The 23757-nt window shown below is 71.4% G+C and carries 23 protein-coding genes, 1 tRNA gene and 1 pseudogene; 16 read left to right on the forward strand and 9 right to left on the reverse strand.

Annotated elements, in window-relative coordinates:
- Window positions 1-20: 20 nt before the first annotated feature.
- The 3 genes from QFW81_RS15755 to QFW81_RS15765 all read left to right on the forward strand — a co-directional run bounded on the left by QFW81_RS15755 (window position 21) and on the right by QFW81_RS15765 (window position 2561).
- Window positions 21-248, forward strand: a complete 228-nt coding sequence (locus tag QFW81_RS15755; protein ID WP_280580117.1) for a hypothetical protein — start codon at window positions 21-23, stop codon at window positions 246-248.
- Between the two features lie 66 nt (window positions 249-314).
- Complete coding sequence (locus QFW81_RS15760; RefSeq protein WP_280580119.1) at window positions 315-1001, forward strand: response regulator transcription factor; 687 nt, start codon at window positions 315-317, stop codon at window positions 999-1001.
- Between the two features lie 132 nt (window positions 1002-1133).
- Window positions 1134-2561 (forward strand): ATP-binding protein, encoded by a 1428-nt coding sequence (locus QFW81_RS15765; RefSeq protein ID WP_280580120.1) that lies wholly within the window; start codon window positions 1134-1136, stop codon window positions 2559-2561.
- A gap of 19 nt (window positions 2562-2580) precedes the next feature.
- Here QFW81_RS15765 and QFW81_RS15770 read toward each other — a convergent pair.
- Together QFW81_RS15770 and QFW81_RS15775 are read right to left on the reverse strand one after the other, a co-directional pair.
- Window positions 2581-3315 (reverse strand): annotated as a pseudogene (locus tag QFW81_RS15770) (M90 family metallopeptidase); the annotation flags it as partial.
- A gap of 49 nt (window positions 3316-3364) precedes the next feature.
- Complete coding sequence (locus tag QFW81_RS15775; protein ID WP_280580121.1) at window positions 3365-3646, reverse strand: hypothetical protein; 282 nt, start codon at window positions 3644-3646, stop codon at window positions 3365-3367.
- A 189-nt stretch (window positions 3647-3835) separates the two neighbouring features.
- Here QFW81_RS15775 and birA point away from each other — a divergent pair, with 189 nt between their 5' ends.
- From birA to QFW81_RS15810, 7 genes are all read left to right on the forward strand, one after another.
- The gene (gene birA, locus QFW81_RS15780; protein WP_280580122.1) at window positions 3836-4834 is read left to right on the forward strand and encodes a bifunctional biotin--[acetyl-CoA-carboxylase] ligase/biotin operon repressor BirA; all 999 of its coding nucleotides are present in this window, start codon (window positions 3836-3838) and stop codon (window positions 4832-4834) included.
- Complete coding sequence (locus QFW81_RS15785; protein ID WP_280580124.1) at window positions 4831-5568, forward strand: type III pantothenate kinase; 738 nt, start codon at window positions 4831-4833, stop codon at window positions 5566-5568. Before birA ends, QFW81_RS15785 begins: the two co-directional genes overlap by 4 nt.
- A gap of 9 nt (window positions 5569-5577) precedes the next feature.
- Window positions 5578-6393 carry an SPOR domain-containing protein gene (locus QFW81_RS15790; protein ID WP_280580126.1) on the forward strand — a complete coding sequence of 272 codons (816 nt, stop codon included), beginning with the start codon at window positions 5578-5580 and terminating at the stop codon, window positions 6391-6393.
- A 45-nt stretch (window positions 6394-6438) separates the two neighbouring features.
- A tRNA-Thr gene (locus tag QFW81_RS15795) sits at window positions 6439-6514 on the forward strand.
- A 143-nt stretch (window positions 6515-6657) separates the two neighbouring features.
- Window positions 6658-7581 carry an arginase gene (rocF, locus tag QFW81_RS15800; protein ID WP_280580127.1) on the forward strand — a complete coding sequence of 308 codons (924 nt, stop codon included), beginning with the start codon at window positions 6658-6660 and terminating at the stop codon, window positions 7579-7581.
- 169 nt (window positions 7582-7750) lie between these two features.
- Complete coding sequence (locus QFW81_RS15805; RefSeq protein WP_280580129.1) at window positions 7751-7906, forward strand: entericidin A/B family lipoprotein; 156 nt, start codon at window positions 7751-7753, stop codon at window positions 7904-7906.
- A gap of 262 nt (window positions 7907-8168) precedes the next feature.
- Window positions 8169-8369 carry a CsbD family protein gene (locus QFW81_RS15810; protein WP_149103621.1) on the forward strand — a complete coding sequence of 67 codons (201 nt, stop codon included), beginning with the start codon at window positions 8169-8171 and terminating at the stop codon, window positions 8367-8369.
- Window positions 8370-8542: 173 nt separating this feature from the next.
- Here the strand turns inward: QFW81_RS15810 and QFW81_RS15815 are convergent, their stop codons facing one another.
- Window positions 8543-9355, reverse strand: a complete 813-nt coding sequence (locus QFW81_RS15815; protein WP_280580134.1) for a hypothetical protein — start codon at window positions 9353-9355, stop codon at window positions 8543-8545.
- 128 nt (window positions 9356-9483) lie between these two features.
- Between QFW81_RS15815 and QFW81_RS15820 the strand changes: the two genes are divergently transcribed.
- From QFW81_RS15820 to QFW81_RS15830, 3 genes are all read left to right on the forward strand, one after another.
- Window positions 9484-10818, forward strand: coding sequence for a tryptophan--tRNA ligase (locus QFW81_RS15820; RefSeq protein WP_280580136.1), 1335 nt, complete (start codon window positions 9484-9486; stop codon window positions 10816-10818).
- Entirely contained in the window at window positions 10815-11126 is a 312-nt protein-coding gene (locus tag QFW81_RS15825; protein ID WP_280580138.1) for a hypothetical protein, read from the forward strand. Before QFW81_RS15820 ends, QFW81_RS15825 begins: the two co-directional genes overlap by 4 nt.
- Window positions 11127-11206: 80 nt before the next feature.
- The gene (locus tag QFW81_RS15830) at window positions 11207-12154 is read left to right on the forward strand and encodes an MBL fold metallo-hydrolase (RefSeq protein WP_280580139.1); all 948 of its coding nucleotides are present in this window, start codon (window positions 11207-11209) and stop codon (window positions 12152-12154) included.
- 186 nt (window positions 12155-12340) lie between these two features.
- Here the strand turns inward: QFW81_RS15830 and QFW81_RS15835 are convergent, their stop codons facing one another.
- The 6 genes from QFW81_RS15835 to QFW81_RS15860 all read right to left on the reverse strand — a co-directional run bounded on the left by QFW81_RS15835 (window position 12341) and on the right by QFW81_RS15860 (window position 20636).
- A complete protein-coding gene (locus tag QFW81_RS15835) occupies window positions 12341-12724 on the reverse strand; it encodes a VOC family protein (RefSeq protein WP_280580140.1) in 384 nt (127 codons plus the stop codon).
- Between the two features lie 18 nt (window positions 12725-12742).
- The gene (locus QFW81_RS15840) at window positions 12743-13132 is read right to left on the reverse strand and encodes a bleomycin resistance protein (RefSeq protein ID WP_280580141.1); all 390 of its coding nucleotides are present in this window, start codon (window positions 13130-13132) and stop codon (window positions 12743-12745) included.
- Window positions 13133-13136: 4 nt separating this feature from the next.
- Window positions 13137-14585 carry a dihydrolipoamide acetyltransferase family protein gene (locus QFW81_RS15845; RefSeq protein ID WP_280580142.1) on the reverse strand — a complete coding sequence of 483 codons (1449 nt, stop codon included), beginning with the start codon at window positions 14583-14585 and terminating at the stop codon, window positions 13137-13139.
- A gap of 101 nt (window positions 14586-14686) precedes the next feature.
- On the reverse strand, window positions 14687-15718 hold the full coding sequence (locus QFW81_RS15850) for an alpha-ketoacid dehydrogenase subunit beta (protein ID WP_280580144.1): 1032 nt from the start codon (window positions 15716-15718) through the stop codon (window positions 14687-14689).
- Window positions 15715-16788: a pyruvate dehydrogenase (acetyl-transferring) E1 component subunit alpha gene (gene pdhA / locus QFW81_RS15855; protein WP_280580145.1), complete on the reverse strand. Its 1074-nt coding sequence runs from the start codon at window positions 16786-16788 to the stop codon at window positions 15715-15717. Before pdhA ends, QFW81_RS15850 begins: the two co-directional genes overlap by 4 nt.
- A 275-nt stretch (window positions 16789-17063) precedes the next feature.
- Complete coding sequence (locus tag QFW81_RS15860) at window positions 17064-20636, reverse strand: lamin tail domain-containing protein (RefSeq protein ID WP_280580146.1); 3573 nt, start codon at window positions 20634-20636, stop codon at window positions 17064-17066.
- 123 nt (window positions 20637-20759) lie between these two features.
- On the opposite strand from QFW81_RS15860, the gene QFW81_RS15865 reads away from it, so the two are divergent.
- The 3 genes from QFW81_RS15865 to QFW81_RS15875 are packed head-to-tail and all read left to right on the forward strand — an operon-like array spanning window position 20760 to window position 23659.
- Window positions 20760-21620: a tryptophan 2,3-dioxygenase gene (locus tag QFW81_RS15865; RefSeq protein ID WP_280580147.1), complete on the forward strand. Its 861-nt coding sequence runs from the start codon at window positions 20760-20762 to the stop codon at window positions 21618-21620.
- Window positions 21621-21626: 6 nt separating this feature from the next.
- Window positions 21627-22088, forward strand: a complete 462-nt coding sequence (locus QFW81_RS15870) for an NUDIX domain-containing protein (RefSeq protein WP_280580149.1) — start codon at window positions 21627-21629, stop codon at window positions 22086-22088.
- Window positions 22085-23659: an AbgT family transporter gene (locus QFW81_RS15875; protein ID WP_280580151.1), complete on the forward strand. Its 1575-nt coding sequence runs from the start codon at window positions 22085-22087 to the stop codon at window positions 23657-23659. Before QFW81_RS15870 ends, QFW81_RS15875 begins: the two co-directional genes overlap by 4 nt.
- The last annotated feature ends 98 nt before the right edge of the window (window positions 23660-23757 follow it).

The following is a 23757-nucleotide window of genomic DNA, read 5'->3' on the forward strand; positions in this document are numbered from 1 at the left end:
GCGAGCGAGGCCGGGCCAGCGTGCCGCCGAACCGCAACCGCGACGCGCTGTCGGATTCGGTGCGCCGGTTCGAGCGCAGCAACCGCGGGAGCCGCGTGCTCAGTGCCGAGCGGATGCAGGCCGATGGCCGCGACGTGAACCGCATCAAGGCGATGGACGACCGTGGCCGGGTGCGCATCTACGTCGACGATCCGCAGCGCCGCGCGCCGCCGCCGCCCTCCCGTCCTACACGCGACGACCACGACTGACACGGCATCCTGTTCAGGAAAGTCCGGCCACACTGGCCGCGTCAATGAACTGAACGGAGTCGTTCCATGCGCATCCTGCTCGTCGAAGACGAAGCTCCCCTGCGGGAAACCCTGGCCGCGCGCCTGAAGCGCGAAGGGTTTGCCGTGGACGCCGCCCAGGACGGGGAGGAGGGCCTGTACATGGGGCGCGAAGTGCCGTTCGACGTCGGCATCATCGACCTCGGCCTGCCGAAGATGTCGGGCATGGAACTGGTCAAGGCCCTGCGCGACGAGGGCAAGCAGTTTCCGGTGCTGATCCTGACCGCGCGCTCGAGCTGGCAGGACAAGGTCGACGGCCTCAAGCAGGGCGCGGACGACTATCTGGTCAAGCCGTTCCACGTCGAGGAACTGCTGGCGCGCATCAACGCGCTGGTGCGCCGCGCCGCCGGCTGGAGCAAGCCCACGCTCGAATGCGGCGCGGTGGTGCTGGACCTGGCCGCGCAGACGGTCACCGTGCACGGGCAGAACGTCGACCTCACCAGCTACGAGTACAAGGTGCTCGAGTACCTGATGATGCATGCCGGCGAGCTGGTCTCGAAGGCCGACCTCACCGAGCACATCTACCAGCAGGATTTCGACCGCGACTCGAACGTGCTCGAGGTCTTCATCGGCCGCCTGCGCAAGAAGCTCGACCCCGAAGGCACGCTCAAGCCGATCGAGACCGTGCGCGGACGCGGCTATCGCTTCGCGATTCCGCGCAACGGCGAAGGCTGAGGCCGCGCCGGTCACCGGCGCCGGTGACCGGTCGCCCCGGCGGCGGACGCCACGCCTGATCGGCTATCGTGTCGTCTGGGGCGCCATGGCGTCGCGCCTGGCCCCGCGCACCGATGTCCCGACACTGATTCCATGAGCACGACCGGCAAGTCTCCGCGCGTGCTGCCCTGGCGCCCGCGTTCGCTGCAGGCGCGGCAGCTGATGGCTGCGAGTCTCGGGCTCGTGGCCTTTCTCGCGCTCGCCGGCTACGCGCTCGACCGCGCCTTCATCGACGTCGCCAGCGAAGGCCAGCGCGATCGCCTGCGCAACTACGTCTTCGCCTACGCGGGCGACGTCGAGTTCCTGCGCAACGGCGAACTGTATTCGCCCGACAACGGTCCCGACGACCGCTTCGACCGGCCCGGCAGCGGGCTGTATGCCGAGATCGTGCTGCCCAACAGCAGCTGGATCTCGCGTTCCGCCTCGGGCCCGCAGTTGCCCGAGGCGCCGATGCTGGCGGGCGGCGAGGAGCTGTTCGAGGGGCCCCTGCCGATGACCCGCAGCGACGGCACCCCGGGCCAGGTATACCGCTACGGGCTGGGCATGGTCTGGGCGCCGCAGGAGTCCTCGCCCGAGGCCGAGTTCCCGTTCACCATCTACGTCATGGAGGACGCCGGCACCGTGCCGCGGCAGGTGCGCGTGTTCCGCGCCGCGCTGTGGGGTTACCTCGGCATCGCCGGCGTGATCCTGCTGCTGCTGCAGACCCTGGTGCTGCGCTGGAGCCTGTGGCCGCTGCGCAAGGTGATCGACGAGCTCACCCGGGTGCAGCGCGGACAGGCCAACCGCATGGGCGAGCGCCATCCGCGCGAGCTCGAGCCGCTGACCGACAGCATCAACGCCCTGATCGAGAGCGAACGCGAGAACCTCGAACAACAGCGCAACACCATGTCCGACCTGGCCCACAGCCTGAAGACGCCGCTGGCGGTGATGCGCGCGCGGCTGGATTCGGATGCCGGCGATGGCGAACTGCGCGCCGACGTGGCCACCCAGCTGCAGCGCATGAACGACCTGGTGAGCTACCAGCTCGGGCGCGCCGCGTCCACGGGGCACACGCTGTTCTCCGCGCCGATCGAGATCGAGCCCTACGCCGAGACCCTGGTGCAGGGACTGGAGAAGATCTACGCCAGCAAGGGCGTGATCTGCGAGTTCGAGATCGATCCGGCCGCGCGCTTCCATGGCGAGCCGGGCGACCTGCAGGAACTGCTCGGCAACCTGATCGAGAATGGCTTCAAGTGGGCGCGCGCGCGCGTGCTGCTCACCGTCAGGCCCGGTGCCAGCGCCCCGAACCGGCGGCCGGGCCTGCTGCTGGCGGTCGACGACGATGGCCCGGGCATTCCCGAGGACCGCATCCCGCTGGTGCTGCAGCGCGGGGTGCGTGGCGACGAACGCGTGCAGGGCCACGGCATCGGCCTGTCGATCGTGCAGGACATCGTGCGCAGTTATCGCGGCGAGCTGCAGGTGGGACGCTCGACCGAACTCGGCGGCGCGCGTTTCGAGGTACGGCTGCCGCCGGGGCTGTAGCGGTATCCCGCAGGGCCGGTCAACGATGCGCCGCGGGCGCTCCGGGAGGCGGCCCGTAGAAGCGTTCGAGGTGCGCGGCGACGTCCGGGAACGCATCGCGCAGGGTCCCGGGATCGCTGACGTGGTACTCGCTGCACACCGCGAAGAATTCTTCCGGCGCCTCGGCGGCGTACGGATCGATCGCGACTTCGCGCTCGGCGTCGACGTCGGCGGCGAAGCGGTCGTAGGCCTGCTGGAAATCGCGTGCCCACGCGCGCTGCCAGTCGCGCGGCAGCGGCGGGGTGCCGTCGAGGACGCCGTCGAGCGCATCGAGCTTGTGCGCCATCTCGTGCACCGCCACGCAGAAGCCGGCATGCGGGTCGTCGAGATCGGATTCGATGTCGGCCCACGACAGGATCAGCGGGCCGCTGTCCCAGGCTTCGCCGATGAGGTCGTCGTCCCATTCGTGTAGCACGCCGGCGGCATCGACGTGGCTGCGGTTCACCCGGAACGCGTCGGGATAGACGATCAGCTGCGACCAGCCGTGCAGACCCTCGGCGCCGAACTCGAGCAGCGGCAGGCAGCACAGGGCGGCCAGGACCGCACGCCGGGTGTCGTCGAGCTGCAGCGGCTCGATCGGGGTGATGGTCTTGCGCTGCAGGAACTGCGAGGCCAGGGTGCGCAGCCGCTCGGCGCGGACCGGGTCCAGTGCGGCGATCCAGCGCACGCGCGCCAGCACCTGGTGCCAGGTGGCGTCGTCGATCGGGTCTGGCGCGCGGCCGAACAGCCGCTGGATCAGCCTTCCGGGCACAACCCCGGAATCCTCAGCGGATCATGCCCGGCAGGAAGCTGTGCCAGCGCGGGGCGCGCGTGGCCGCATCCGTTTCCCCGCCCCGTCGCGCAGGTGCGGGACGTGCGCGCGTCGGTGCCACCGCGCGCTTGTCGGTGCGCACGGGTTCGAGTTCGGTGTCCGCCTCGGCGCTGACGGGGCAACCGGCGCCCGCGCCATTGGCGTCCATCATCGCGGGCTGGCGGGCCGCCGCGGGCAGCGCGGCGCAGCCCAGGAGCAGGCACAGCAGCACGCGGGTATTCGATCCAGAAGCCATGGCAACCATCCTTCGGCCAGTTGTTGCGGCGGCAACAAGTCACTATACCCCGGATGCGGCGGGGGGGCGGATGGTTGCAGGGGGTTGCGACAAGACGCCCGGCAGGCGCGACGGACCGCCTGCGCCGGCGGTGTCCCGCGTGGGCAGGCCGATCCACGATAATCCCGCCATGGCCTCGATCCCCGCCCCGTGACCGCGTCCGCCGACCGCGCGCTGCTGCAGCGCCTGGCTGCCGGTCCGGTGTCCGGGGACACCCTGGCGCGCGAGGCCGGGCAGACCCGGGCCGCGGTGTGGAAGCGGATCCAGGCCCTGCGCGAGGCGGGCGTGGCCATCGAGGCGCAGCCCGGGCGCGGCTACGTGCTGGCCGGGTCGGTCGACCTGCTGGACGCGCAGCGCATCCACGCAGCGTTGCCGCCGGCCCTCCAGGCGGACGTGGACACGCTGGAGGTCGCCTGGTCGCTGGATTCCACCAGTTCCGAACTGCTCCGCCGCACCCAGGCCGGGCGCGGGGTGCAGGTGCTGCTGGCCGAACGCCAGACCGGCGGACGCGGGCGGCGCGGCCGTCCCTGGGCCTCCCCGCTGGCGGCCAACCTGTACCTGTCGGTGGCGCGCCGTTTCGAGGGCGGGCTGGCGCGACTGGGCGGTCTGAGCCTCGTGGCCGGGGTGGCCGTGGTCGAGTCTCTGCGCGCGCTGGGCATCGGCCGGGCGGGGCTGAAGTGGCCCAACGACGTGGTCGTCGCCGACGGCGAGCGACTGCGCAAGCTCGGCGGGATCCTGGTCGAAGGTGGAGGCGAGCACGGTGGGCCCGCACGTGCGGTGATCGGCATCGGCCTCAACGTGCGGATGCCGGACGCCACTGGCGCCGGCATCGACCAGCCCTGGATCGACCTGCGCGCCCTCCACGACCCGCCGCCGCCGCGCGATGCCGTCGCCGCCGCCCTGCTCGGGACGCTCCTGCCCGCGTTGTCGGCCTTCGACCGGGAGGGACTGGCCCCGGTGCTGGCGCGCTATGCGGGCTGCGATGTCCTGGCCGGGCGCGAGGTACGCGTGCAGGCCGGCGACGGGGTCCACCAGGGAATGGCGCTCGGGCTTGCCGGCGACGGTGCGCTGCGCGTGCGCACCCCGCTCGGCGAACGCGTCTTCCACGCCGGCGAGGCGAGCCTGCGCACCGGCGGGAATGCGGGATGAGCGCATGGGTGTTCGACCTCGGCAATTCGCGGCTCAAGTGCGCGCCGCTGGACCAGGACGGCCGCCTGGGCGAGGTGCTGGCGTTCGCGCACGACGGCCGAGCCCTGCAGGCCGGGTGGGAACGGGCGCTCCCGACCCGCATCGATGCCGCATACGTCGCGAGCGTCGCCGCGCCGACGCTGCGCGTGGCATTGCTTGACGCGCTCGCGTCGCGCTGCAGCCGGATCGGCCTGGCATCGACCCAGCGGCGCTGGGACGACCTTCGCATCGCCTATGCGGCGCCGGAGCGGCTGGGCGTGGACCGGTTCCTGGCGATGCTCGCCGCGCATGCGCGCGGCGGCGCATGGCTGGTGGCCGGCGTGGGCACTGCGCTCACGCTGGACCTGGTGGACGCCGACGGACGCCACCACGGCGGACGCATCGCGCCGTCGCCCGCGCTGATGCGCGAAGCGTTGCACGGGCGCGCCGCGCAGTTGCCGCCGACCGGTGGCCGCTATCGGGAGTTCGCGGACGACACCGGAGACGCGCTGGCGTCCGGCTGCCTCGGCGCTGCACTGGCGCTGGTGGACCGCAGCCGCGAGGTTGCGGCGCAGCTGTGCGGCGGACCGGTGCCGGTGCTGCTGCACGGCGGCGGCGCCGACGCCCTGCTGCCGTACCTGGACCAGGCGGTGCCGGCACCGGCGCTGGTGCTGGAAGGCCTGGCGTGCTGGGCCCGGGTCGAGCGGACGTCCTAGAATCGGACGATGTTCGCGCGCGCCCTGATCGTCCTGCTGCTGATCCTCAACCTTGGCGTCGCGCTGTGGTGGGCGACCCGCGCCAAGGACGTGCCCCCACCCGCCGTGGCGCTGCCCGCGGGCGTCGAGCCGCTGCGCCTGCTGGGTGAGCCCGCGTCCGCGGCTGCGACCTTGCCTGCACCGCAGTCCGTGCCCGCGGTGCCGGCGCAGGCGCGCGGGCCAGCGACCGCCGACGGTCGCGCCGGTCCGGACGCCGGGCTCGAGCCCGGGCCCGAGCCCGGCCCCGAGCCCGAGTCCGCCACCGCGGCGCAGGCTGACCCGCCCCGGGACACCGTCGCCCTGCCCGACGCGGCCCAGTGCCATGCCTTCGGTCCGTTCGACGGGGCGCAGGCCGCGACGCGCGCTGCCGCGGCCTTGCGTCCCGCCGTGCTGCGCGTCGCCCTGCGCGAGGCGCGCAGCGCACCGCGCGGGTGGGACGTCCGGCTGGCAGGGCTCGCCGACCGGGCCGCAGCGGAGGCGATGGCCGCCCGCCTCGTCGCCGCCGGCTTCCGCGACCACTACCTCATGTCCGCCGACGCCGGAGGGCGGATCGACATCGCATTGGGACGTTTCGGCGGCGAGGACGCGGCCCGGCGGCATCGCATGGCGCTGCAGGCCGCGGGATTCGAGGCGGTGGAGGCGCCGATCGGCGACGGCGGCCCGGTGCGGCAGTGGGTCGATGTCGCGACCGGGGCGCAGGCCGACCTGGCGGTGCTGCAGCGCGCCGCCGGCGCGACGCGGCGCGAGCCAATCGATTGCGCCGGGTTCGCCGCGGCTGGGCCCTGAATCGTCTGGGCTAGAATGCCGCCGTCCGGTCGCGCCCGGGCCATCGCCGCTTTAGCTCAGCTGGTAGAGCAACCGCCTTGTAAGCGGTAGGTCATCCGTTCGAATCGGATAAGCGGCACCAGGGCCGGGATCCTGCCCGCCGCGTGCGGGGCAGCCGATTGCGCGCAATGCACGATCCGCGACGCCGCCGATGCTGCGGCGCGCCATCCATGCGGCCGCAGGGCATCGCTAGACTGCGGGCCCGATCCGCGCAGGAGCTGCCGCATGCCACGACGCTATCCACCGGTTTCGATCTTCGGCGTGCCGACCGACGTCGGCGCAGGCACGCGCGGCGCCTCGATGGGGCCCGAAGCGCTGCGGGTCGCCGGTTTGGGCGAGGCGCTGGCGGCCCGCGGGGTCGATGTGGTCGACGCCGGCGACGTCGTCGGGCCCAAGAACCCTTGGCGCGGGCCGCAGGCGGGCTACCGTCATCTCGACGAGGTAGTGGCCTGGAACCGCGGCGTGTTCGAGGCCTCGTCGGGGATCCTCGGCGAGGGCCGGATGCCCGTGATGCTCGGCGGCGACCACTGCCTGGCGATCGGATCGATCGCCGCTGTCGCAGACCACTGCCGCCGCGCCGGCAGGGCGCTGCGCGTGCTGTGGCTGGACGCGCACACCGATTTCAACACCAGCACGATCACGCCCTCGGGCAACGTCCACGGCATGCCGGTGGCGTGCCTATGCGGCATCGGCCCGGAAGCGCTGACCGGTATCGGCGGGCACGTGCCGGCGATCGTTCCGGCACAGGTGCGGCAGCTCGGCATCCGCTCGGTGGACCAGGACGAGAAGCGGCTGGTCAAGGAGCACCGGCTCGACATCTACGACATGCGCTACATCGACGAAGTGGGCATGAAGCGGGCGATGGAGCAGGCGCTGCAGGACCTTGCGCCGGACACCCACCTGCACGTGAGCTTCGACGTCGACATCCTCGATCCGACGATCGCGCCGGGCACCGGCACCCCGATTCCGGGCGGGGTGAACTATCGCGAGGCGCAGCTGATCATGGAGATGATCGCCGATACCGGGTTGCTGGGTTCGCTCGATATCGTCGAGGTCAACCCGGCCCTGGATGCGCGCAACGCCACCGCCGAACTGGCGGTCGATCTGGTGGAGAGCCTGTTCGGCAAGTCGACCCTGATGCGGGACTGAGCCGTCTTGACGCGCCTTGCACATTGGTGAACGGCGCGGGGTCGTCCAGTCCCGCCGCGCCGTGCGGAAGCCCGCATTCAACGCGGCTTTCACGCCTCCACCGGTCTGATGTCCCTCGACGGGCGCGGATCCACTGCGACCGCATCGACGAGACTCGAGGAGAAACCAGATGAAGCGTTTGATGGCCATGATGCTGCTTGCCATGTTCTCGGTGGGCATGCTGTCGGCGTGCAACACCACCAAGGGCTTCGGCCAGGATGTCGAGAAAGTCGGCGACAAGATCGGCGATGCGGCCGACGACACCGGCGGTACCGATCCGAAGTGAGTGACTCCCGTATGGGGCGAGAAAAGCCGGCGAAAGCCGGCTTTTTTCGTTCCGTGGACGCCCGGGCCAGCAGTGGCGGGCCCATCGATGAAGTCGCGATCGGGGCCGACTGAACACGCGCTCGCGCCCAGTCATTGTTGTGATCGACGGCTTACGAAACCTTGATGCGGTCGTGATGGGGCGGCGGCGAAGATCAGTCCATCGAGGCGGACGCACACGTTCCGCAGCGATGACATTCCCACCCGAACAAGGATTCCCAGTCATGAACAAAGACATCATTGCCGGCAAGTGGACCCAGCTCAAGGGCCAGGCCCAGGCCAAGTGGGGCGACCTCACCGACGACGTGTTCGACGTTGCCGAAGGCGACAGCAAGTACCTCGCGGGCAAGCTGCAGGAGCGCTACGGCTGGGAGCGTGAGCGCGCCGAGCAGGAAGTGCGCGATTTCGAGAAGACCCTCAACTGATCCCGCGCGGCCGCGCTTCGCCGCCGACGCGGGAGCGGGTCGCAGTGATCGATTCGTACGAAGAATGGGCCGGCATACGCCGGCCCATTCCTTTTGAACGTATGTCGACGTCGGTGCTGAGCCGCGCGCTGGAGACTGCGGCATCCGCGCCCTGCGTTCCCATGCGACGCATCTCAGCGCCAGCCGCCGGGCGGGTCCTGCACGAACGTGCCCGGGAACGCCCGCGGACCCGCCGCGCCGTCTGTCCACCCGCGCGGGAGGATCCCGCGTGCCGCCAGCACATGCGGCGCGTCGTAGCGCAGCTGGCTGACCTGGGCCGGCCGCCGGCTGGCGCGCACGAACGAGGTCTGTCCCACGGGTGACCATTCGCGGGGGCCGTGGCCGGTGCCGATCCGCTGGCGAGCGTGGGCGTCATACCCGGCGCTGCGGTCCGAATGCGCCTGCGCAGCCTCCGCGGCGGGCGCATGGCGTCGCGAGGCAATGCGCTCCTCGCCACGCGCGATCGGCGGAGAGGGCCCGGACGCCGCGGGTGGCCAGGCGCGCTCACGGAACACCGCCACTCCGATCGTCCCGACGTTGCCGGCACGGCCGGTGCGCGCGGCATAGCTGTCCTCCAGCGCGGTGAAGACGAACGCCGCCACGTCCTGGTAGGACTTGCGCCAGCCGTCGATCTCGGCGCTCTGCCACGGTGCCAGCACATAGCCGGTCTGGCCCGGGTGGGCCGTCTCGCCGGTGACGGCGTTGACCCCGTCCACCGACAGCACCACCAGCACGCGTTCGCCGCTGGTGTTGGTGAGGCGCACGCCGTAGCGGTGGCCGGGGGGGGCCGCGATCCAGGATTCACCCCGCGATGGATGGACGGGCAGCCATTGGCCGCGGTCGCGGTCGACGACGTCCACGCGTACCAGCGGACCTGCGGCGGTGAGGGCAGGCGTCGACGAGACGAGCAGCAGCAGGAGCAGACGCAGGACGGGGAAACGGGTCATGGCGGGCATCTCGTGATGGACCGATCCGGCGAACGCATGGAGGCAGGCGGTGGGGTTGCGCGGAGGGGCGTTCCCCGCCAGCGGTTAAACTGCGGCCCCGCTTCCGCAGCCGCCTCCGGTGCCCCGCAATGCCCGCACGTCCCACCCGCGTCCTGACCGGAATCACCACGTCCGGGACCCCGCACCTGGGCAACTACGTCGGCGCGGTGCGGCCGGCGATCGCCGCCAGCCGCGATCCGGGCAGCGAAAGCTTCTATTTCCTGGCCGACCTGCACAGCCTGATCAAGGCGCAGGACCCGGCGCGCACCCAGCGCTCGACGCTGGAGATCGCCGCCACCTGGCTGGCGGCGGGGCTGGAGCCGGACAGGGTCTGGTTCTACCGCCAGAGCGACGTACCGGAAATCACCGAGCTGACCTGGATGCTGACCTGTGTCGCCGGCAAGGGCATCCTCAACCGCGCCCATGCCTACAAGGCGGCGGTGGACAGGAACCGCGCCGAAGGCGAGGACGACGACAGCGGCGTGACCGCCGGCCTGTTCATGTACCCGGTGCTGATGGCGGCCGACATCCTGATCTTCAACGCCGACCGGGTGCCGGTCGGCCGCGACCAGGTGCAGCACATCGAGATGGCGCGCGACTTCGGACAGCGCTTCAACCACGTCTACGGGCGCGAGTGGTTCACGCTGCCCGAGGCGGTGGTGGAGGCGCACGTGGCCACGCTGCCCGGCCTGGACGGGCGCAAGATGAGCAAGAGCTACGACAACACCATTCCGCTGTTCGTGCCGGAGGCGGAACTGCGCAGGCTGGTGTTCTCGATCGTGACCGATTCGCGCGCGCCCGGGGAACCCAAGCCGGTCGAGGGTTCGGCGCTGTACGAGCTGTACCGCGCCTTCGCCACGCCGGAGGAGGCCGCCGCGTTCGGCCAGGCCTTCGCCGACGGCATCGGCTGGGGCGAAGCCAAGCAGCGCCTGGCCGATCTGCTCGAGCGCGAGATCGCACCGCTGCGCGCGCGCTACCTTGACCTGGTCGCGCGTCCTGGCGACATCGAGGACACGCTGCGCGACGGCGCCCGACGCCTGCGCGAGCGTTACGCCACGCCGCTGCTGGCGCAAGTGCGCGAGGCAGTGGGCCTGCGCGACCTGTCGCAGGTGCGGCTGGGGTCGCTGCAGGAGGAGGAGGCACCGGCCGCGAAGCCACCGCTGGCGACGTTCAAGCAGTATCGCGAAGCCGACGGCAGGTTCTACTTCAAGCTGGTGGAGGGCGAGCGCGTGCTGCTGCAGAGCCATGCCTTCGATGCACCGCGCGAGGCCGGGCAGGCGATCGCGGCGCTTCGCCGCGGCACCCTGGCGCTGGCGCAGGCGCCCGCGACGCTGGGCGAAGGTGTCGACGCGTCGGACGTGCGCGCGGCACTGGACGCGATCGCGGCCGCCGACGCCGACAGGGCCGCGAAGACGCAGGCATGAATCCGCTGGTCGAGCTCAACCTGACCCTGATCCTGTTCCTGCCCTGGTTCGCGATCCTCGCCGCGCTGTACTGCTGGTATCCGCGCCAGCCTCGCGGCGCGGCCCGCGTGGTGTACGACGTGGCGACGCTGGCGGTGTCCGTGGCCGCCTTCCTGTGGAGCGTGTACTGGTCGATGGACAACGCGGACACGCAGTACGGCCGGCTGTGGCCCCAAATCCTCGCCACCGCCCTCGGCTACGGCGTGTTCCTCGGCGTCCTGGGACTCGCCTTCCTCGTGCGCCGGAGGGTGCTGCGCCCGCGCAGCTGACCGGGCATGGGGGCGGAGCGGTCGACCGCGGCCGCGTCATCGGCGACACTGCAGCCGGACCACGGGAGGGGACGCATGCGATGGCGCAGGACGACGGCATCACGCTCATCGACACCGGCTACCTCCGGCCACGGCTGTGCGCGGCCTACCTGGTGCACGGCGACGGCGGACGCGCGGCGCTGGTCGACTGCGGCACCGCCCCGTGCGCGCCGCGCGTGCTGGAGGCGCTCGACGCGGCGGGCGTGCAGCGCGATGCGATCGACTGGCTGCTGGTCACCCACGTGCACCTGGACCATGCCGGTGGCGCCGGCCCGCTGATGCAGGCGCTGCCCAACGCGCGGCTGGTGGTGCATCCGCGCGGAGCCCCGCACATGGTCGACCCGTCGCGCCTGATCGAAGGCGCGAAACGGGTCTACGGCGAGGCGATGTTCGAGCGCGACCACGCCGGCATGCTGCCGGTGGACGCGGCGCGGGTGGTGGTGGCCGAAGACGGCCACGTCGTGGCGCTTGCGGGCCGCCCGCTGCGCTGCGCTGATACCCCCGGCCACGCTCTGCACCACTACAGCGTGTGGGACGCTGCCACGCGCAGCTGGATCGCCGGCGACGCGTTCGGCCTGAGCTACCGCGAGTTCGACAATGCCCGCGGCGCGTTCGCAGTGCCGACGACCTCGCCGGTGCAGTTCGATCCGCAACAGATGAAGGCCTCGATCCGGCGACTGCTGGCGGAGCGCCCGGCCGCGATCCGGGTGGCGCACTACGGCATCGTCACCGAATGCGAGCGTCTGGCCGACGACCTGGTCGCGCGCGTGGACGCCATGGTCGCGATCGCGCACGGCGTGGAGGATGCGGGCGAGCGCCATGCGCGGATCGTCGACGGCCTGACCATGCTCTACGTGGAAGCCGCGGCCGACCATGGCGTCGACGATCCCGCGCGTGCGGTAGCCGACGTGCTCGGCGGCGATATCGAGATCAATGCGCAGGGGCTGGGCGTGTGGCTCGACCGGCTCGCGAAGGCGCGCGGCGACTGACAGGCGCGGCCTGCGCCGCGTGCGCGGGGCAAGCAAGCTGGCGCCGGCTGTCGCGCGCCGCGGGGCACCGCCACAGCGCGCTCTCGGGATCCGCCGGACCCGTCGCGTCGGGCTGTGCCCAGACGAATCACGTCGGACCGCAGGCGCCGTGATCGAGTGCCACCCGTGGCGGCAACGCGAACGAACTCAGTCCCAGCGATTGAGGTGCGGACCGAGGGGGGTGCGCTGCGGGCGCACCACGCAGAAGCGGTGGCCACTGGGGGCCTCCATCACCCACCAGGTATGGACCTGCTCGATCCTGCGCGCGCCCAGTGCGACCAGGCGCTCGACTTCGGCATCGACATCGTCCGTCTCGATGTCCAGGTGGATGCGCGCGGGGTGCGGGACCTTCTGCAGCAGCAGGACCGGTTCGTCGGCCTCCGTGTGCAGGCGCGCATACTTGCCGTCGCCGTCCTCGTCCAGCGCATCGACGCGCTTGCCGAGCGCACGGCTCCAGAACTCGACGTGCGGTGCCAGGTCGTCCGTTTCGCAATCGAGCACGAAGGTGCTCAGGCGGCTGTGGTGTGGCATGGGATCCTCCCGTCGGGGTCAGCAGGGTGGGGCGACCGGTGCGCCGAACTGCAGCAGCACGCCATCCGGGTCGTGGATGCCGAACTCGCGCATGCCGTAGGCAAACGTGTCCGGCGCATACGAGACGCGCGCGTGGCCGTCGAGCGTCGACCACAGCTGGTCGACGGCGGCGGCATCGCCGAGGCGGACGTACAGGGAGCCGGGAAACGTACCGTCCGCCTGCGTGGCATCCGCATGCAGGGTGGACAGCATCAGCTCGATGCCGTCGCGCGACAGGCTGGCCCAGCCGTCGGCGTCGCTGCGACGCGTCAGCGAGAAGCCCAGGCGCCCGACGTAGAACGCGAGCGCGCGGTCGAGATCGCGCGTGCGCAGCATCGGCACCAGGGCGCGAAACGTCGTCTCGGGCATGCGCCTACTCCGGCAGCGCCAGATCGTCGAGCAGCGCCTTGAGGAAGCGCGCGGCCTCGCCACCGGTACAGGCGCGATGGTCGAAGGTCAGCGACAGCGGGATGACCTTGCGCGACTCGAAGCCGCCCACCACCGGCACCATCTGGTGGCGGCCGCGCCCGGCGGCGACGATCGCCACGCTCGGCGGCACCACGACCGGCGTGGCATAGCGCCCGGCGAACATGCCGAAGTTCGACAGCGAGATGGTGTGGCCGCCGAGCTCGGCCGCGGGGATGCTGCGGTCTTCGACCTGCGCGCGCAGGCGGTCGACGCCTTCGCGCACGCCGCGGGCGTCGAGCAGGTCGGCGTTGCGCAGCGCGGGGACGAACAGGCCGTCGGCGGTGTCGACCGCGATGCCCAGATCGACGTGCGGATGCAGCGTGCGGGTGAGGCCGTCGCCGTCGAACCAGGCATTGAGCGCAGGCACCGCGCGCGCGGCGGCGCAGATCGCGCGCACCAGGCGCGCGGTCATGTCGTTGCCGGGATGCCAGGCATGGATGTCGGCATCGTCCACGAGGGTGGTCGGCACCACCTTCGCGTGCGCATCGGCCATCACCCGCGCCATGTTGCGGCGCACGCCGCGCAGCGGTTCGGGCTGTCCGGTGGCCGTGACCGACGGGGACTGCGTCCGCATCGGCCTGCCACTGGCGGACATCGCGGTGCGCTGCTCGGGCGTGCGCGTCGGGCTGGCTTGCCCGCGTGGCGCTGCGGTCCCGCGCGCCTGCCCCGCGGGCGACGACGGACGGGCGGCCGCCGCGCCCGCCGGCGCCGAGGCGGACCCGTCGGCGGCCGCCTGTTTCACGTCGGCCATCGTCACCACGCCGTCTGCGCCGCTGCCGCGCACGCGCGACAGATCCACCTTCAGCTTGCGCGCCAGCGCGCGCACCGCGGGCATCGCGCGCACGCCGCCGGACGACACCGCCGCTTCCGCATGCACCTGGTCGGAGGCCTGCATCGCGCCGACCACGGTCCCGCTGTCGGCGCGTTCGCCCTCGCCGGGCTCCGATTTCTCCTCAGGCGGGGACTTGCCGGTCTGTTCGATCGCGCCGCCCTCGGTGGACGCCACCACGCGGTCGTCCGGCGCCGGATCCTGGCTGCCCACGCCCTTGCGCGTAGGGGCGCCGTGGTGGTGGCCGGTGTCCTGGCCTTCGGCGCGCTGCGGCTGGGAGGCGTCGAGCTCGAACTCCGCCAGCATCGCACCGGTGGTGATCACGTCGCCGGCGGCGCCGGCCAGTGCCAGCACCTTGCCCGACACCGGCGACGGAACATCGACCACGGCCTTGGCCGTTTCCATCGATACGAGGTTGTCGTCGAGGCGGATCGTGTCGCCCTCGCGCACGTACCACTCGACGATGGTGGCGTCGGGCAGGCCCTCGCCGAGGTCGGGAAGCAGGAAGGTCTTGGTGTTCGCCATGTCGTGGTTCCGTCGGGCGGGCGATCCCGCCATGTCCATGTGGATTGACGCTGCCGGCCGCCGTTGCGTCGCGCCCGGGACTAGTCGCCCGCGCTGCGGCGCTAGGAATTGGCCACGGTGCGCTTCGCCGCCGCGACCACCTTGTCCACGCCCGGCATGTACTTCATCTCCAGCCGGAACAGGGGCATGTGGGTGTCGTAGCCGGTGACGCGCTCGACCGGGGCGACCAGGTCGTACATCGAGTGCTCGGCCAGGCGCGCGGCGATCTCGGCGCCGAAGCCGGCGGTGCGCGGCGCCTCGTGCACGATCACGCAGCGCCCGGTCTTGGCCACCGACTCGGCGATGGTGGCGAAGTCGAGCGGCTTGAGCGTGGCCACGTCGATCACCTCGGCGCTGATGCCTTCGCCCGCGAGCTGCTCCGCCGCCTCCAGGGTTTCCTTGACCTGCGCGCCCCAGGTGACCAGGGTGACGTCGCTGCCGTCGCGCAGCACGTAACACACGTCCAGCGGCAGCGCCTCGCCGTCGTCGGGCACCAGCTCCTTGTACTGCCGGTAGATGCGCTTGGGCTCGAAGTAGATCACCGGATCCGGCTCGCGGATCGCCGCCAGCAGCAGGCCGTAGGCGCGCGCGGGCGAGGAGGGCAGGACCACGCGCAGGCCCGGCACGTTGGTGAACATCGCCTCGTTGGCCTCGCTGTGGTGCTCCGGCGCGCGGATCCCGCCGCCCCAGGGCACGCGCAGCACCATCGGGCAGGTCAGGCGCCCGCGCGTGCGATAGCGGAAGCGCGCGGCGTGGCAGATGATGTGGTCGAGCATCGGGTAGACGAAGCCGTCGAACTGGGCCTCGGCCACCGGCTTCATGCCCATCGCGGCCATGCCGACGGTGAGTCCGGCGATGGTGGTCTCGTCCAGCGGCGTGTCGAGCACGCGCGTCGCCCCGAACTGCTGCTGCAGCCCCGCGGTGGCGCGGAACACGCCGCCGTTCACGCCTACGTCCTCGCCCAGCACCACCACCGATTCGTCGTGGCGCATTTCCCAGGCCAGGGCCTGGGTGACGGCCTCGATCAGGGTGATGGCCTTGCCGGCCGGGGCGTCGGCGGGGTCCATCTTCGTGCGGTCGACGGCGGCCTTCATGCCCGTCCCTCCAGCGCCAGCAGCTGCGCGCGCTGCTCGAGGATATCCGGCGGCAGGTCGGCGTAGAGATAGTCGAACATCGCCTCGGGCGGCTGGGTCTTCGTCTCGAGGTAGGCGTCGATCTCGACGTCGACCAGGCGCGCGCATTCGGCCAGCCACTCCTTCTCCTGTGCCTCGTCCCACAGTCCCTGCGCCCCGAGCCAGGTGCGCAGACGGGTCACCGGGTCGCGGGTCCATGCATCCTTCACCTCGGCCTCGTCGCGGTAGCGGCGCGCATCGTCGGCGGTGGTGTGGTCGTGCAGGCGATAGGTCATGAACTCGATCACGCTGCCGCCTTCGCCACCCAGGGCACGTTCCATCGCGCGGCGCATGCCTTCGAGCACCGCGAACAGGTCGTTGCCGTCCACCTGCAGGCAGTGCAGACCGCCGGCCAGTCCCTTCTGCGCCAGGGTCTTCGCGCCGGTCTGCGCGCTACGCGGCACCGAGATCGCCCAGCCGTTGTTGATGATGCACTGCACGAACGGCAGGGTGTACGCACCGGCGGCGTTGATCGCCGCATAGGTGTCGGTCTTCGAGCTGCCGCCGTCGCCGCAGCAGGTCACGGCCACGCGCGGCTCGCCGCGCAGCTTGAACGCCAGCGCCGCGCCGGCCGCGTGCAGGCACTGGGTGGCGATCGGTACCGCCCACGGGAAATCGTGGCGCGCCACCTGGTAGTCGTTGCCGCGCTCGTCGCCGCCCCAGTACATCAGGATCTCGCGCAGTCGCACGCCGCGCATGATCTGCGTGCCGTATTCGCGGTAGCTGGGTGCGAGCACATCCTCCGGACGCATGCGCGCGCCGATGCCGATCTGGGTGGCCTCGTGGCCCAGGCAGGGCGCATACGTGCCCAGCTTGCCGGTGCGCTGCAGGGCGACGGCCTTGCCGTCGAAGGCGCGCAGGAACAGCATCTGCCTGAACAGCGCCAGGACCTCGTCCGGCGGTGGAGCCGAGGCCGGGAGGTCGGCCATCATCCGGCCATCGGCGCCCAGGTATTGCAGGTATTCGATCTCGAAGCTCGCGGCAACGCGCATGCACGGCCATCCGGTCGTCGTCGGACCGCCGATGATAAGGTTTCCCGCGTAAGGATCTGTTGCGCGGCGCGTCATGCGCGCGGCGCCTGGCTGTGCTTGCGCCCCTGTTGCGCGACCTCGTCCGCTGGGGCGTGCTGCAGATCGGGCGTGGCCTTTGCGATGGCGGGCCGACGCGGCCTTCGGCGCGCTCTCGCGCGCCACGCGATGCCCGGCCCCGGAGGGCCGGGCGCTGCCCGCGTCGGTGCGTCGCGGGCGGCCGACTCTAAGGCGCGACTCTACGGCGTGATGCTCGCGCGCAGCGACACGCGGGCGAAGGCCCGGACACCCGAGACGCGCACGAACCACGTGCCCGGTTCCGGCATCGCGATCGCGACCGTTTCGTTGTTGCCCGGACGCTGCGACCGACCGTCGAAGTCGTCCGTCGTGGGCAGGCGCTCGTGTGCCACGTGCACGCTCACGTCGCCGCTGCCGCCGTAGCTCAGCACACGCAGGTTGCGCGCGCCCACCGGCACGTCGATGCGGTAGAGCAACTCGTCGCCAGCCGCGCCGGAGAGGTCCGCGACGGCGACGCCATCCTGCAGCCACGGGATGCCGGCGAACGGATCCTCGACCCGCACCGTGGCGCTGGCGTCGTTGTTGCCGGTGTCCGGATCCTCGGTCTGTGCGGTAACCGCGGCCGCCAGGCCGATCTCGTTGCCCTCCGGTGCCGCCGGGGCGGTGGCCGTGAGCGCGAACACCGCCTCGTCGCCAGCCGCCAGCGAGGCCGCATTGCAGGCGACGGTGGTGGTGCCGTCTTCGACCAGCGGCGATTCGCAGCTCCAGCCATCCGGCGCAGCCACGGCCACGTCCGCCAGTCCGGCATCGAATACGAAGCCCGTGCCGGGATGGTCGGCATCGTCCGGCCCCGCATTGGCGACCACCGCCGCGAACTCCAGCACCGCGCCCGGCGCGACCGTGGGCGACAGCGCCTCCAGTTCCATCGACAGGTCCGCGACGCGCCCGGCGGCGATCCGCACCAGCAGCAGCGCCGGGTCGTGGTCGGACAGGCGCACGGGGCTGTCGGCCTCGTTGCGCGCGACCTCGGGCAGGTCGGCGTTGATGCGCGCGTGGCTGAGTTCGATGCCCGCGACCAGTGGCGATTCGACCAGCGCGTCGTTGACCAGCACGTGGTCGAGCGACTGCGCCTGGTAGTCGAACACGAACGAATAGCGCTCGTCCGCGTCGGCCAGCAGGGTCAGGTTGTGCAGGTTCGGTTCCACCCGGTCGACGCCGTCGCCGTCCACCGCGGTCTGCGCATCGGGCGCGGGCAGGCCGGTGACCGTGCCCATGGCGTCAACCAGGCCATCGTTGAACTCGAAGGCGTTGAAGTCGCCCAGCACCACGAGGTTGCGGACCGGATCGGCCAGCTGCAGGTCCTGCACCAGGTCGGCGAGGAAATCCGCCTGTGCCTGGCGCTTGGCGCGCACGCGCTGACCCTGCGTGAGCCAGCCGTTGCTGCCGGACTCGTCGCTGTCGACATCGTTGAGCGAGCGCTGGTGCACCACGATCGCAGTGAACGGCCAGCTGCGCCCGTCATCGAAATGGACGAGGCCCTCGAGCGACAGCGGCGGGCGGTCGTTGAGCAGGCTGGTGCTGCCGTCCGGGTTGGCCAGCGTCTCGCCCGCGCCGTGCTGGCGCACGTCGAGGACCTCGACACGCGGCGCGCCCGGCGCCACCTCCAGGCCCTTGACCAGGAAACCGACATCGATGCCGCCGACGTCGTTGCCTTCCAGCAGGTGCGCGGTGTAGCCCGGATCGGGATCGCCCGCGGCCACCGCGTCGGCATTGATGCGGTCGGCCAGGCGCTGCAGCACCGGCTGGCTTTCGACCTCGACCACGCCGACCACGTCGGGCGTATGCAGGTAGCCGCGGATCGTGAGCGAGGCCTTGCCCAGGCGTCGCTCGAAGGCCTCCGCGGTGAGCACCGGTTCCCCGATCGCCGGGTCGTTGGCGTCGTCGAAGAAGCGCTCCAGGTTCCAGGTCGCGAGCGTGGCGTCGTCCGCGGTCGGCGCACGCGCCGGTGCCGGCAGCCCGGTGGCGCTGCAGTCGACCGTGAGCGTGCCCTCCGGATACACGGTGTAGCGGCGGAAGGTGTAGTCCAGCGGTCCGACCAGGCTTGCATCGACGATCACGCAGCCGGCGGCGACGTTCGCGGCCGGGGCGCCGATGGTGGTGCTGTTGACCGCGATCAGCTCGGGATTGAAGTCCCAGCGCGGGATGCCGGTCGCGCCGCTGCCGAGCGGATCGGGATTGGGCACCGGGATGCCCGGCTCGCGGAACGGGCGCGCCTGGCCGGTGACGACCACCGCGAAGCGTCCGTTGCTGGTGGCGTTGGCCTGGGCCTCGTTGACGTTGCCGCCGGTGGGCGCGACCACCGTGGCGCTGGGCACCACGACTCGCATCGCCTCCAGCGGTTCGAGCTGGTCGAGGCCGTCGGCGGGGTTCGGCAGCTCGAGCGTCAGCGCCACCAGCGCCGGCAGCGCATGGCCGCCCGACAGCGCGGTCACGCTCGCGTTCACCAGCTCGGTCAGCGGCAGCTGGTGCGGATCGGCTGCGGGGACGTATTCGTCCACCGTGCCCTGCACCAGCACCCGATTGCCGACCGCGGCCGCGTCGGGCGGCGTGGTCGAGGTGAACACGAACACGGCCTCGGAGGTGGCGGGGTTGCCGTCGTCCTCGCCGTCGGCCGTCTGCAGGAAGAAACCGTTGTTCTTGCGCGCGGTCACGATGCCGGTGGTGGCCACCGCCATGCCGTTGTACGGGGACAGCTGGCCGTCGCCCTGGATCGCGGCGATCGCGACCGTCTCGACATCGTCGTTGAGGATCGTGCCGGTCGCCTGCGCGTCGGCCAGTTCCGCGCCCACGGCGTTGGACAGGTCGACCAAGAAGGTCTCGTCGGCTTCGGTCGCGGTATCGCCGACCACATCCACGCCGATCGTGACCGAGGTCGAGCCTTCGGCGATCGTCGCCGTGCCGCTGGCGGCGATGTAGTCGCCGTCGGCCACCATTGCGGTGCCGTCGGCCGTGGCCCAGTCCACGCTCACGCCACCCGCACCCGCGGGCTGGTTGAGCTGGAGGGTGAAGAAGAACGGCGTGGTGCCGCTGTCGCCTTCGGCCGCGGCGGTGTCGCCGATGCTGGCGTAGACGGTGCCGCCGCCGGCGCAGGGCGCGGGGATCGAGGCACTGTTGCGCGGCGCGGGCGCGGCACTGGAGAAGTCGGCGGCGTTGTCGTCGCTGTCGGTGCAGCCACCGTCGGCGCGGAACGCGGCGCTGGCATTGTTGAGCGCCGGCGCCGCGCCGCTGCCCTCGAAGAAATTGGCGCCGCCGAAGCCGACCAGGTCGACGATCAGCGCGAGCTGCGCCGGCGTGCACGGAGTGCTGCCGCCGTTGCAGCCGAGCGTCGCGGTCGATTCGACCAGCGCCACCTTGCCGGCGCTGCCGGACATGTTGATGGTGCCGGTGGCGTCGGCCGCGGGCAGCGGCGCGCCGTTGCTGCCGCCCGCCAGCGCCACGAGGAAATACTGGCCGGGCTCGAGCGTGGCCGCGGGCAGCACCAGGATCTGGCTGCTGCCGGCGCCGAAGTTGCCGGTGCCGGTGGCGCTCGCGTACTGCACCGACAGGCCGCCGAGCGATGCCGCCTCGGTGCCGCGGTTGAACAGCTCGACGTAATCCTGCGTGTAGGGCGCGCCGCTGTTGCCGCCGCCGCCGTAGACCTGGCTGACGACGACCTGCGCCTGCGCGCTGACGGCGCACAGGCCGGAGAAAAGGACCAGGGCCGGCAACAGCCGGCGGACGAGGCGAATGCCCACTGCACGCTCCTGTGTGTCAGTCCGCTCGGGACTGGGTGGCCGGCCCCCCTGCCAGCGGCCGATTGTGCACCGCCCGGGTGTCGTTTGCATGACGCCGCGGCGCGATGCGTTTACCCTCGCGCGATGGCCATCGAAGACAACGAACGGCCGCTCGAGGAAGGGATCCACACCGACCTCGACGGCAGGATCACCTATTCCGGCTACCTGCGGCTCGACCTGCTGCTGTCCGCGCAGCAGCCGCTGTCGTCGCCGCCGCACCACGACGAGATGCTGTTCATCGTCCAGCACCAGGTCTCGGAGCTGTGGCTGAAGCTGGCGATCCACGAACTGTCCGCGGCGATCGGCTTCCTGCGCCGCGACCAGGTGTGGCAGTGCCAGAAGGTGATCGCGCGCTGCAAGCAGGTGCTGCGCCAGCTGACCGAGCAATGGTCGGTGCTGGAGACGCTCACGCCGTCCGAGTACATGGAGTTCCGCGACGTGCTGGGGCCGTCGTCGGGCTTCCAGTCGCTGCAGTACCGCACACTCGAGTTCCTGATGGGCAACAAGAACGCGGCCATGCTCAAGGTGTTCGCGCACGATCCGGCGGGCCAGGCCGGCCTGCGCGAGGTGCTCGAAGCGCCGGGCCTGTACGACGAGTTCCTGATGTACCTCGCGCGCTGGGGCCACGCCATCCCGGAACGCCACCTGCAGCGCGACTGGACCCGGCCGCACGTGCGCGACGAAGCGCTGCTGCCGGTGTTCGAGGCGATCTACGAGGACACCGCCCGCCACTGGCGCGAGTACGCGCTGGCCGAGGACCTGGTGGACCTGGAGACGCAGTTCCAGCTCTGGCGCTTCCGCCACATGCGCACGGTGATGCGGATCATCGGTTTCCGGCGCGGCACGGGCGGTTCGTCCGGCGTGGGTTTCCTCAGGCAGGCGCTGGACCTGACCTTCTTCCCGGAGCTGTTCGACGTGCGCACCCAGATCGGCCCGGGGCGGTAGGGCGCGATGCGCCACGACTGCGTCGGCGCACTGCTGGTCCGGGACGCGCGCGTGCTGCTGGGCCGGCGGGCACCGGATGCGGCATGGCTGGCCGATGCCTGGGACATCTTCGGAGGCCACCTCGAACCGGGCGAAACGCCGGAGGCGGCGCTGCGGCGCGAGCTGCGCGAGGAACTGGGCATCGACGCCGGTGCGCTGCAGCCGCTGGGCGAACTGTGCGGCGACCAGCCCGAGCCCTGGCGCCTGCGCGCGTTCGGCCTCCATGCGTGGCGCGGCACGCCGGTGGCGCATGCCGCCGGCGGCCATGTCGGCATGCGCTGGTGTGGCCTGGAAGAGGCGCGCGCCCTGCTGCTGCCGGCCCACGCCGGGTTCGATGCACTGCTCGCGGCCGCCCTCGCAATGGGCGGCGGGCCGCGCGCTGCTAGCATCGCCGACGAACCAGATCCTGAACCGGGGACTCCCAGATGACGCCAGCCCAGAACGCCGCCGCGCCCAGGTCCACCGCCGTCACCCGTGTGCTCGACGCCGTCGAGCGCGTCGGCAACCGGCTGCCCGATCCGGCAGTCCTGTTCCTGCTGCTGATGCTGGTGGTGTGGGGGGTGTCGGCCCTGCTGGCCAACGTCAGCTTCGACGAACTCGATCCGCGCAGCGGCGATCCGATCCAGATCCGCAACCTGCTCGCCGGCACCAGCTTCACCGCGTTCATGGCCGAGATGGTGCGCACCTTCGTCAATTTCGCGCCGCTGGGCGTGGTGCTGGTGGCGATGCTGGGCCTGGGCGTGGCGGAACACACCGGCTTCATCAATGCCGCGTTGCGCGCGATCCTGTCGGTGACGCCGAAGATGCTGCTCACCCCGATGCTGATTGCGGTGGGCATCTTCAGCCACGTGGCGGTGGACGCGGGCTACGTGCTGGTGATTCCGCTGGGCGCGGTGATCTTCTACGCCGCCGGCCGCCATCCGCTGGCCGGGATCGCGGCCGCGTTCGCCGGCGTGTCGGGCGGCTTCTCGGCCACATTCATCCCCTCCAGCCTCGACCCGCTGCTCTCGGGCCTGACCCAGGAAGCGGCCCGGCTGATCGACCCGGCAGTGGTGGTGAACCCGCTGAACAACTACGTGTTCACGACCGCATCGACGGCGCTGATCGTGCTCGTTGGCTGGTTCCTGACCGATCGCGTGATCGAGCCGCGCCTGCGCAACACGGAGGTCGACGGCGATGCCGCCGACATGCCGACGATGGAGGCGCTCACCGCGCGCGAGCGCCGCGGCCTGCTGCTGGCGGTGGGGTCGATGCTGGCGCTCGCGGTGGTGCTGGTGCTGACCTCGGTGCCCGCGGGCTCGGCCTGGCGCGCGCCGGCCGATGCGCCCAGCGGCGCCGGCGAACTGCTCGTCGCCACCGCGCCGCTGATGCAGTCGATCGTGCCGCTGATCTTCATCCTGTTCGTGGTGCCGGGCATCGTCTACGGCTACGTCGCGGGATCGGTGAAGACCCATCGCGACGTCATCCAGGGCATGGCCAGGGCCATGAGCGGGATGGGCTATTACATCGTCATGGCCTTCTTCGCCGCGCAGTTCATCTATGCCTTCGGCCAGAGCAACCTCGGCGCCCTGATGGCAATCAAGGGCGCGAACGCGCTGCAGGCGATGGGGATGCCGACCGGCGTGACCCTGGTGGGGATCGTGCTGCTGTCGGGCTTCGTGAACCTGATGGTCGGCTCGGCCTCGGCCAAGTGGGCGCTGATCGGCGCGATCATGGTGCCGATGCTGATGCAGCTGGGGATCTCGCCCGACCTGACCCAGGCCGCCTACCGCGTCGGCGACTCGAGCACCAACATCATCACGCCGCTGCTGCCGTATTTCCCGCTGATCGTGGTGTTCTGCCAGAAGTACGTGAAGTCCAGCGGCATCGGCACCCTGCTGGCGCTGATGCTGCCGTTCTCGCTCACGCTGCTGGTGCTGTGGACCGGCTTCCTGCTGGCGTTCTGGGCCTTCGGCATCCCGCTCGGGGTGGGCTCGAGCTACGTGTACCCGGCCGGCTGAACCCGGCCGCCGGCCGCGGCTGAGGGCCCGCCCGGCGCCGCCGGCGCTTTCCATCCCGGCGCTGCGGGGCTAAGTTACGTGCGAAACGACCGCCTCGA

The sequence above is a fragment of the Luteimonas kalidii genome (genome assembly GCF_029887935.1).
Taxonomy (GTDB): domain Bacteria; phylum Pseudomonadota; class Gammaproteobacteria; order Xanthomonadales; family Xanthomonadaceae; genus Luteimonas; species Luteimonas kalidii.

What these genes read in the sequence shown, in the direction of transcription:
- QFW81_RS15845 (WP_280580142.1), bottom strand. Translation starts at nt 14,585, where the DNA reads ATGGCGAACACCAAGACCTTCCTGCTTCCCGACCTCGGCGAGGGCCTG.
- QFW81_RS15805 (WP_280580129.1), top strand. Translation starts at nt 7,751, where the DNA reads ATGAAGCGTTTGATGGCCATGATGCTGCTTGCCATGTTCTCGGTGGGC.
- QFW81_RS15870 (WP_280580149.1), top strand. Translation starts at nt 21,627, where the DNA reads ATGCGCCACGACTGCGTCGGCGCACTGCTGGTCCGGGACGCGCGCGTG.
- QFW81_RS15790 (WP_280580126.1), top strand. Translation starts at nt 5,578, where the DNA reads ATGTTCGCGCGCGCCCTGATCGTCCTGCTGCTGATCCTCAACCTTGGC.
- QFW81_RS15830 (WP_280580139.1), top strand. Translation starts at nt 11,207, where the DNA reads ATGGCGCAGGACGACGGCATCACGCTCATCGACACCGGCTACCTCCGG.
- QFW81_RS15850 (WP_280580144.1), bottom strand. Translation starts at nt 15,718, where the DNA reads ATGAAGGCCGCCGTCGACCGCACGAAGATGGACCCCGCCGACGCCCCG.
- QFW81_RS15810 (WP_149103621.1), top strand. Translation starts at nt 8,169, where the DNA reads ATGAACAAAGACATCATTGCCGGCAAGTGGACCCAGCTCAAGGGCCAG.
- QFW81_RS15825 (WP_280580138.1), top strand. Translation starts at nt 10,815, where the DNA reads ATGAATCCGCTGGTCGAGCTCAACCTGACCCTGATCCTGTTCCTGCCC.
- QFW81_RS15775 (WP_280580121.1), bottom strand. Translation starts at nt 3,646, where the DNA reads ATGGCTTCTGGATCGAATACCCGCGTGCTGCTGTGCCTGCTCCTGGGC.
- QFW81_RS15815 (WP_280580134.1), bottom strand. Translation starts at nt 9,355, where the DNA reads ATGACCCGTTTCCCCGTCCTGCGTCTGCTCCTGCTGCTGCTCGTCTCG.
- QFW81_RS15865 (WP_280580147.1), top strand. Translation starts at nt 20,760, where the DNA reads ATGGCCATCGAAGACAACGAACGGCCGCTCGAGGAAGGGATCCACACC.
- pdhA (WP_280580145.1), bottom strand. Translation starts at nt 16,788, where the DNA reads ATGCGCGTTGCCGCGAGCTTCGAGATCGAATACCTGCAATACCTGGGC.
- QFW81_RS15785 (WP_280580124.1), top strand. Translation starts at nt 4,831, where the DNA reads ATGAGCGCATGGGTGTTCGACCTCGGCAATTCGCGGCTCAAGTGCGCG.
- QFW81_RS15840 (WP_280580141.1), bottom strand. Translation starts at nt 13,132, where the DNA reads ATGCCCGAGACGACGTTTCGCGCCCTGGTGCCGATGCTGCGCACGCGC.
- rocF (WP_280580127.1), top strand. Translation starts at nt 6,658, where the DNA reads ATGCCACGACGCTATCCACCGGTTTCGATCTTCGGCGTGCCGACCGAC.
- QFW81_RS15875 (WP_280580151.1), top strand. Translation starts at nt 22,085, where the DNA reads ATGACGCCAGCCCAGAACGCCGCCGCGCCCAGGTCCACCGCCGTCACC.
- QFW81_RS15760 (WP_280580119.1), top strand. Translation starts at nt 315, where the DNA reads ATGCGCATCCTGCTCGTCGAAGACGAAGCTCCCCTGCGGGAAACCCTG.
- QFW81_RS15835 (WP_280580140.1), bottom strand. Translation starts at nt 12,724, where the DNA reads ATGCCACACCACAGCCGCCTGAGCACCTTCGTGCTCGATTGCGAAACG.
- QFW81_RS15765 (WP_280580120.1), top strand. Translation starts at nt 1,134, where the DNA reads ATGAGCACGACCGGCAAGTCTCCGCGCGTGCTGCCCTGGCGCCCGCGT.
- QFW81_RS15820 (WP_280580136.1), top strand. Translation starts at nt 9,484, where the DNA reads ATGCCCGCACGTCCCACCCGCGTCCTGACCGGAATCACCACGTCCGGG.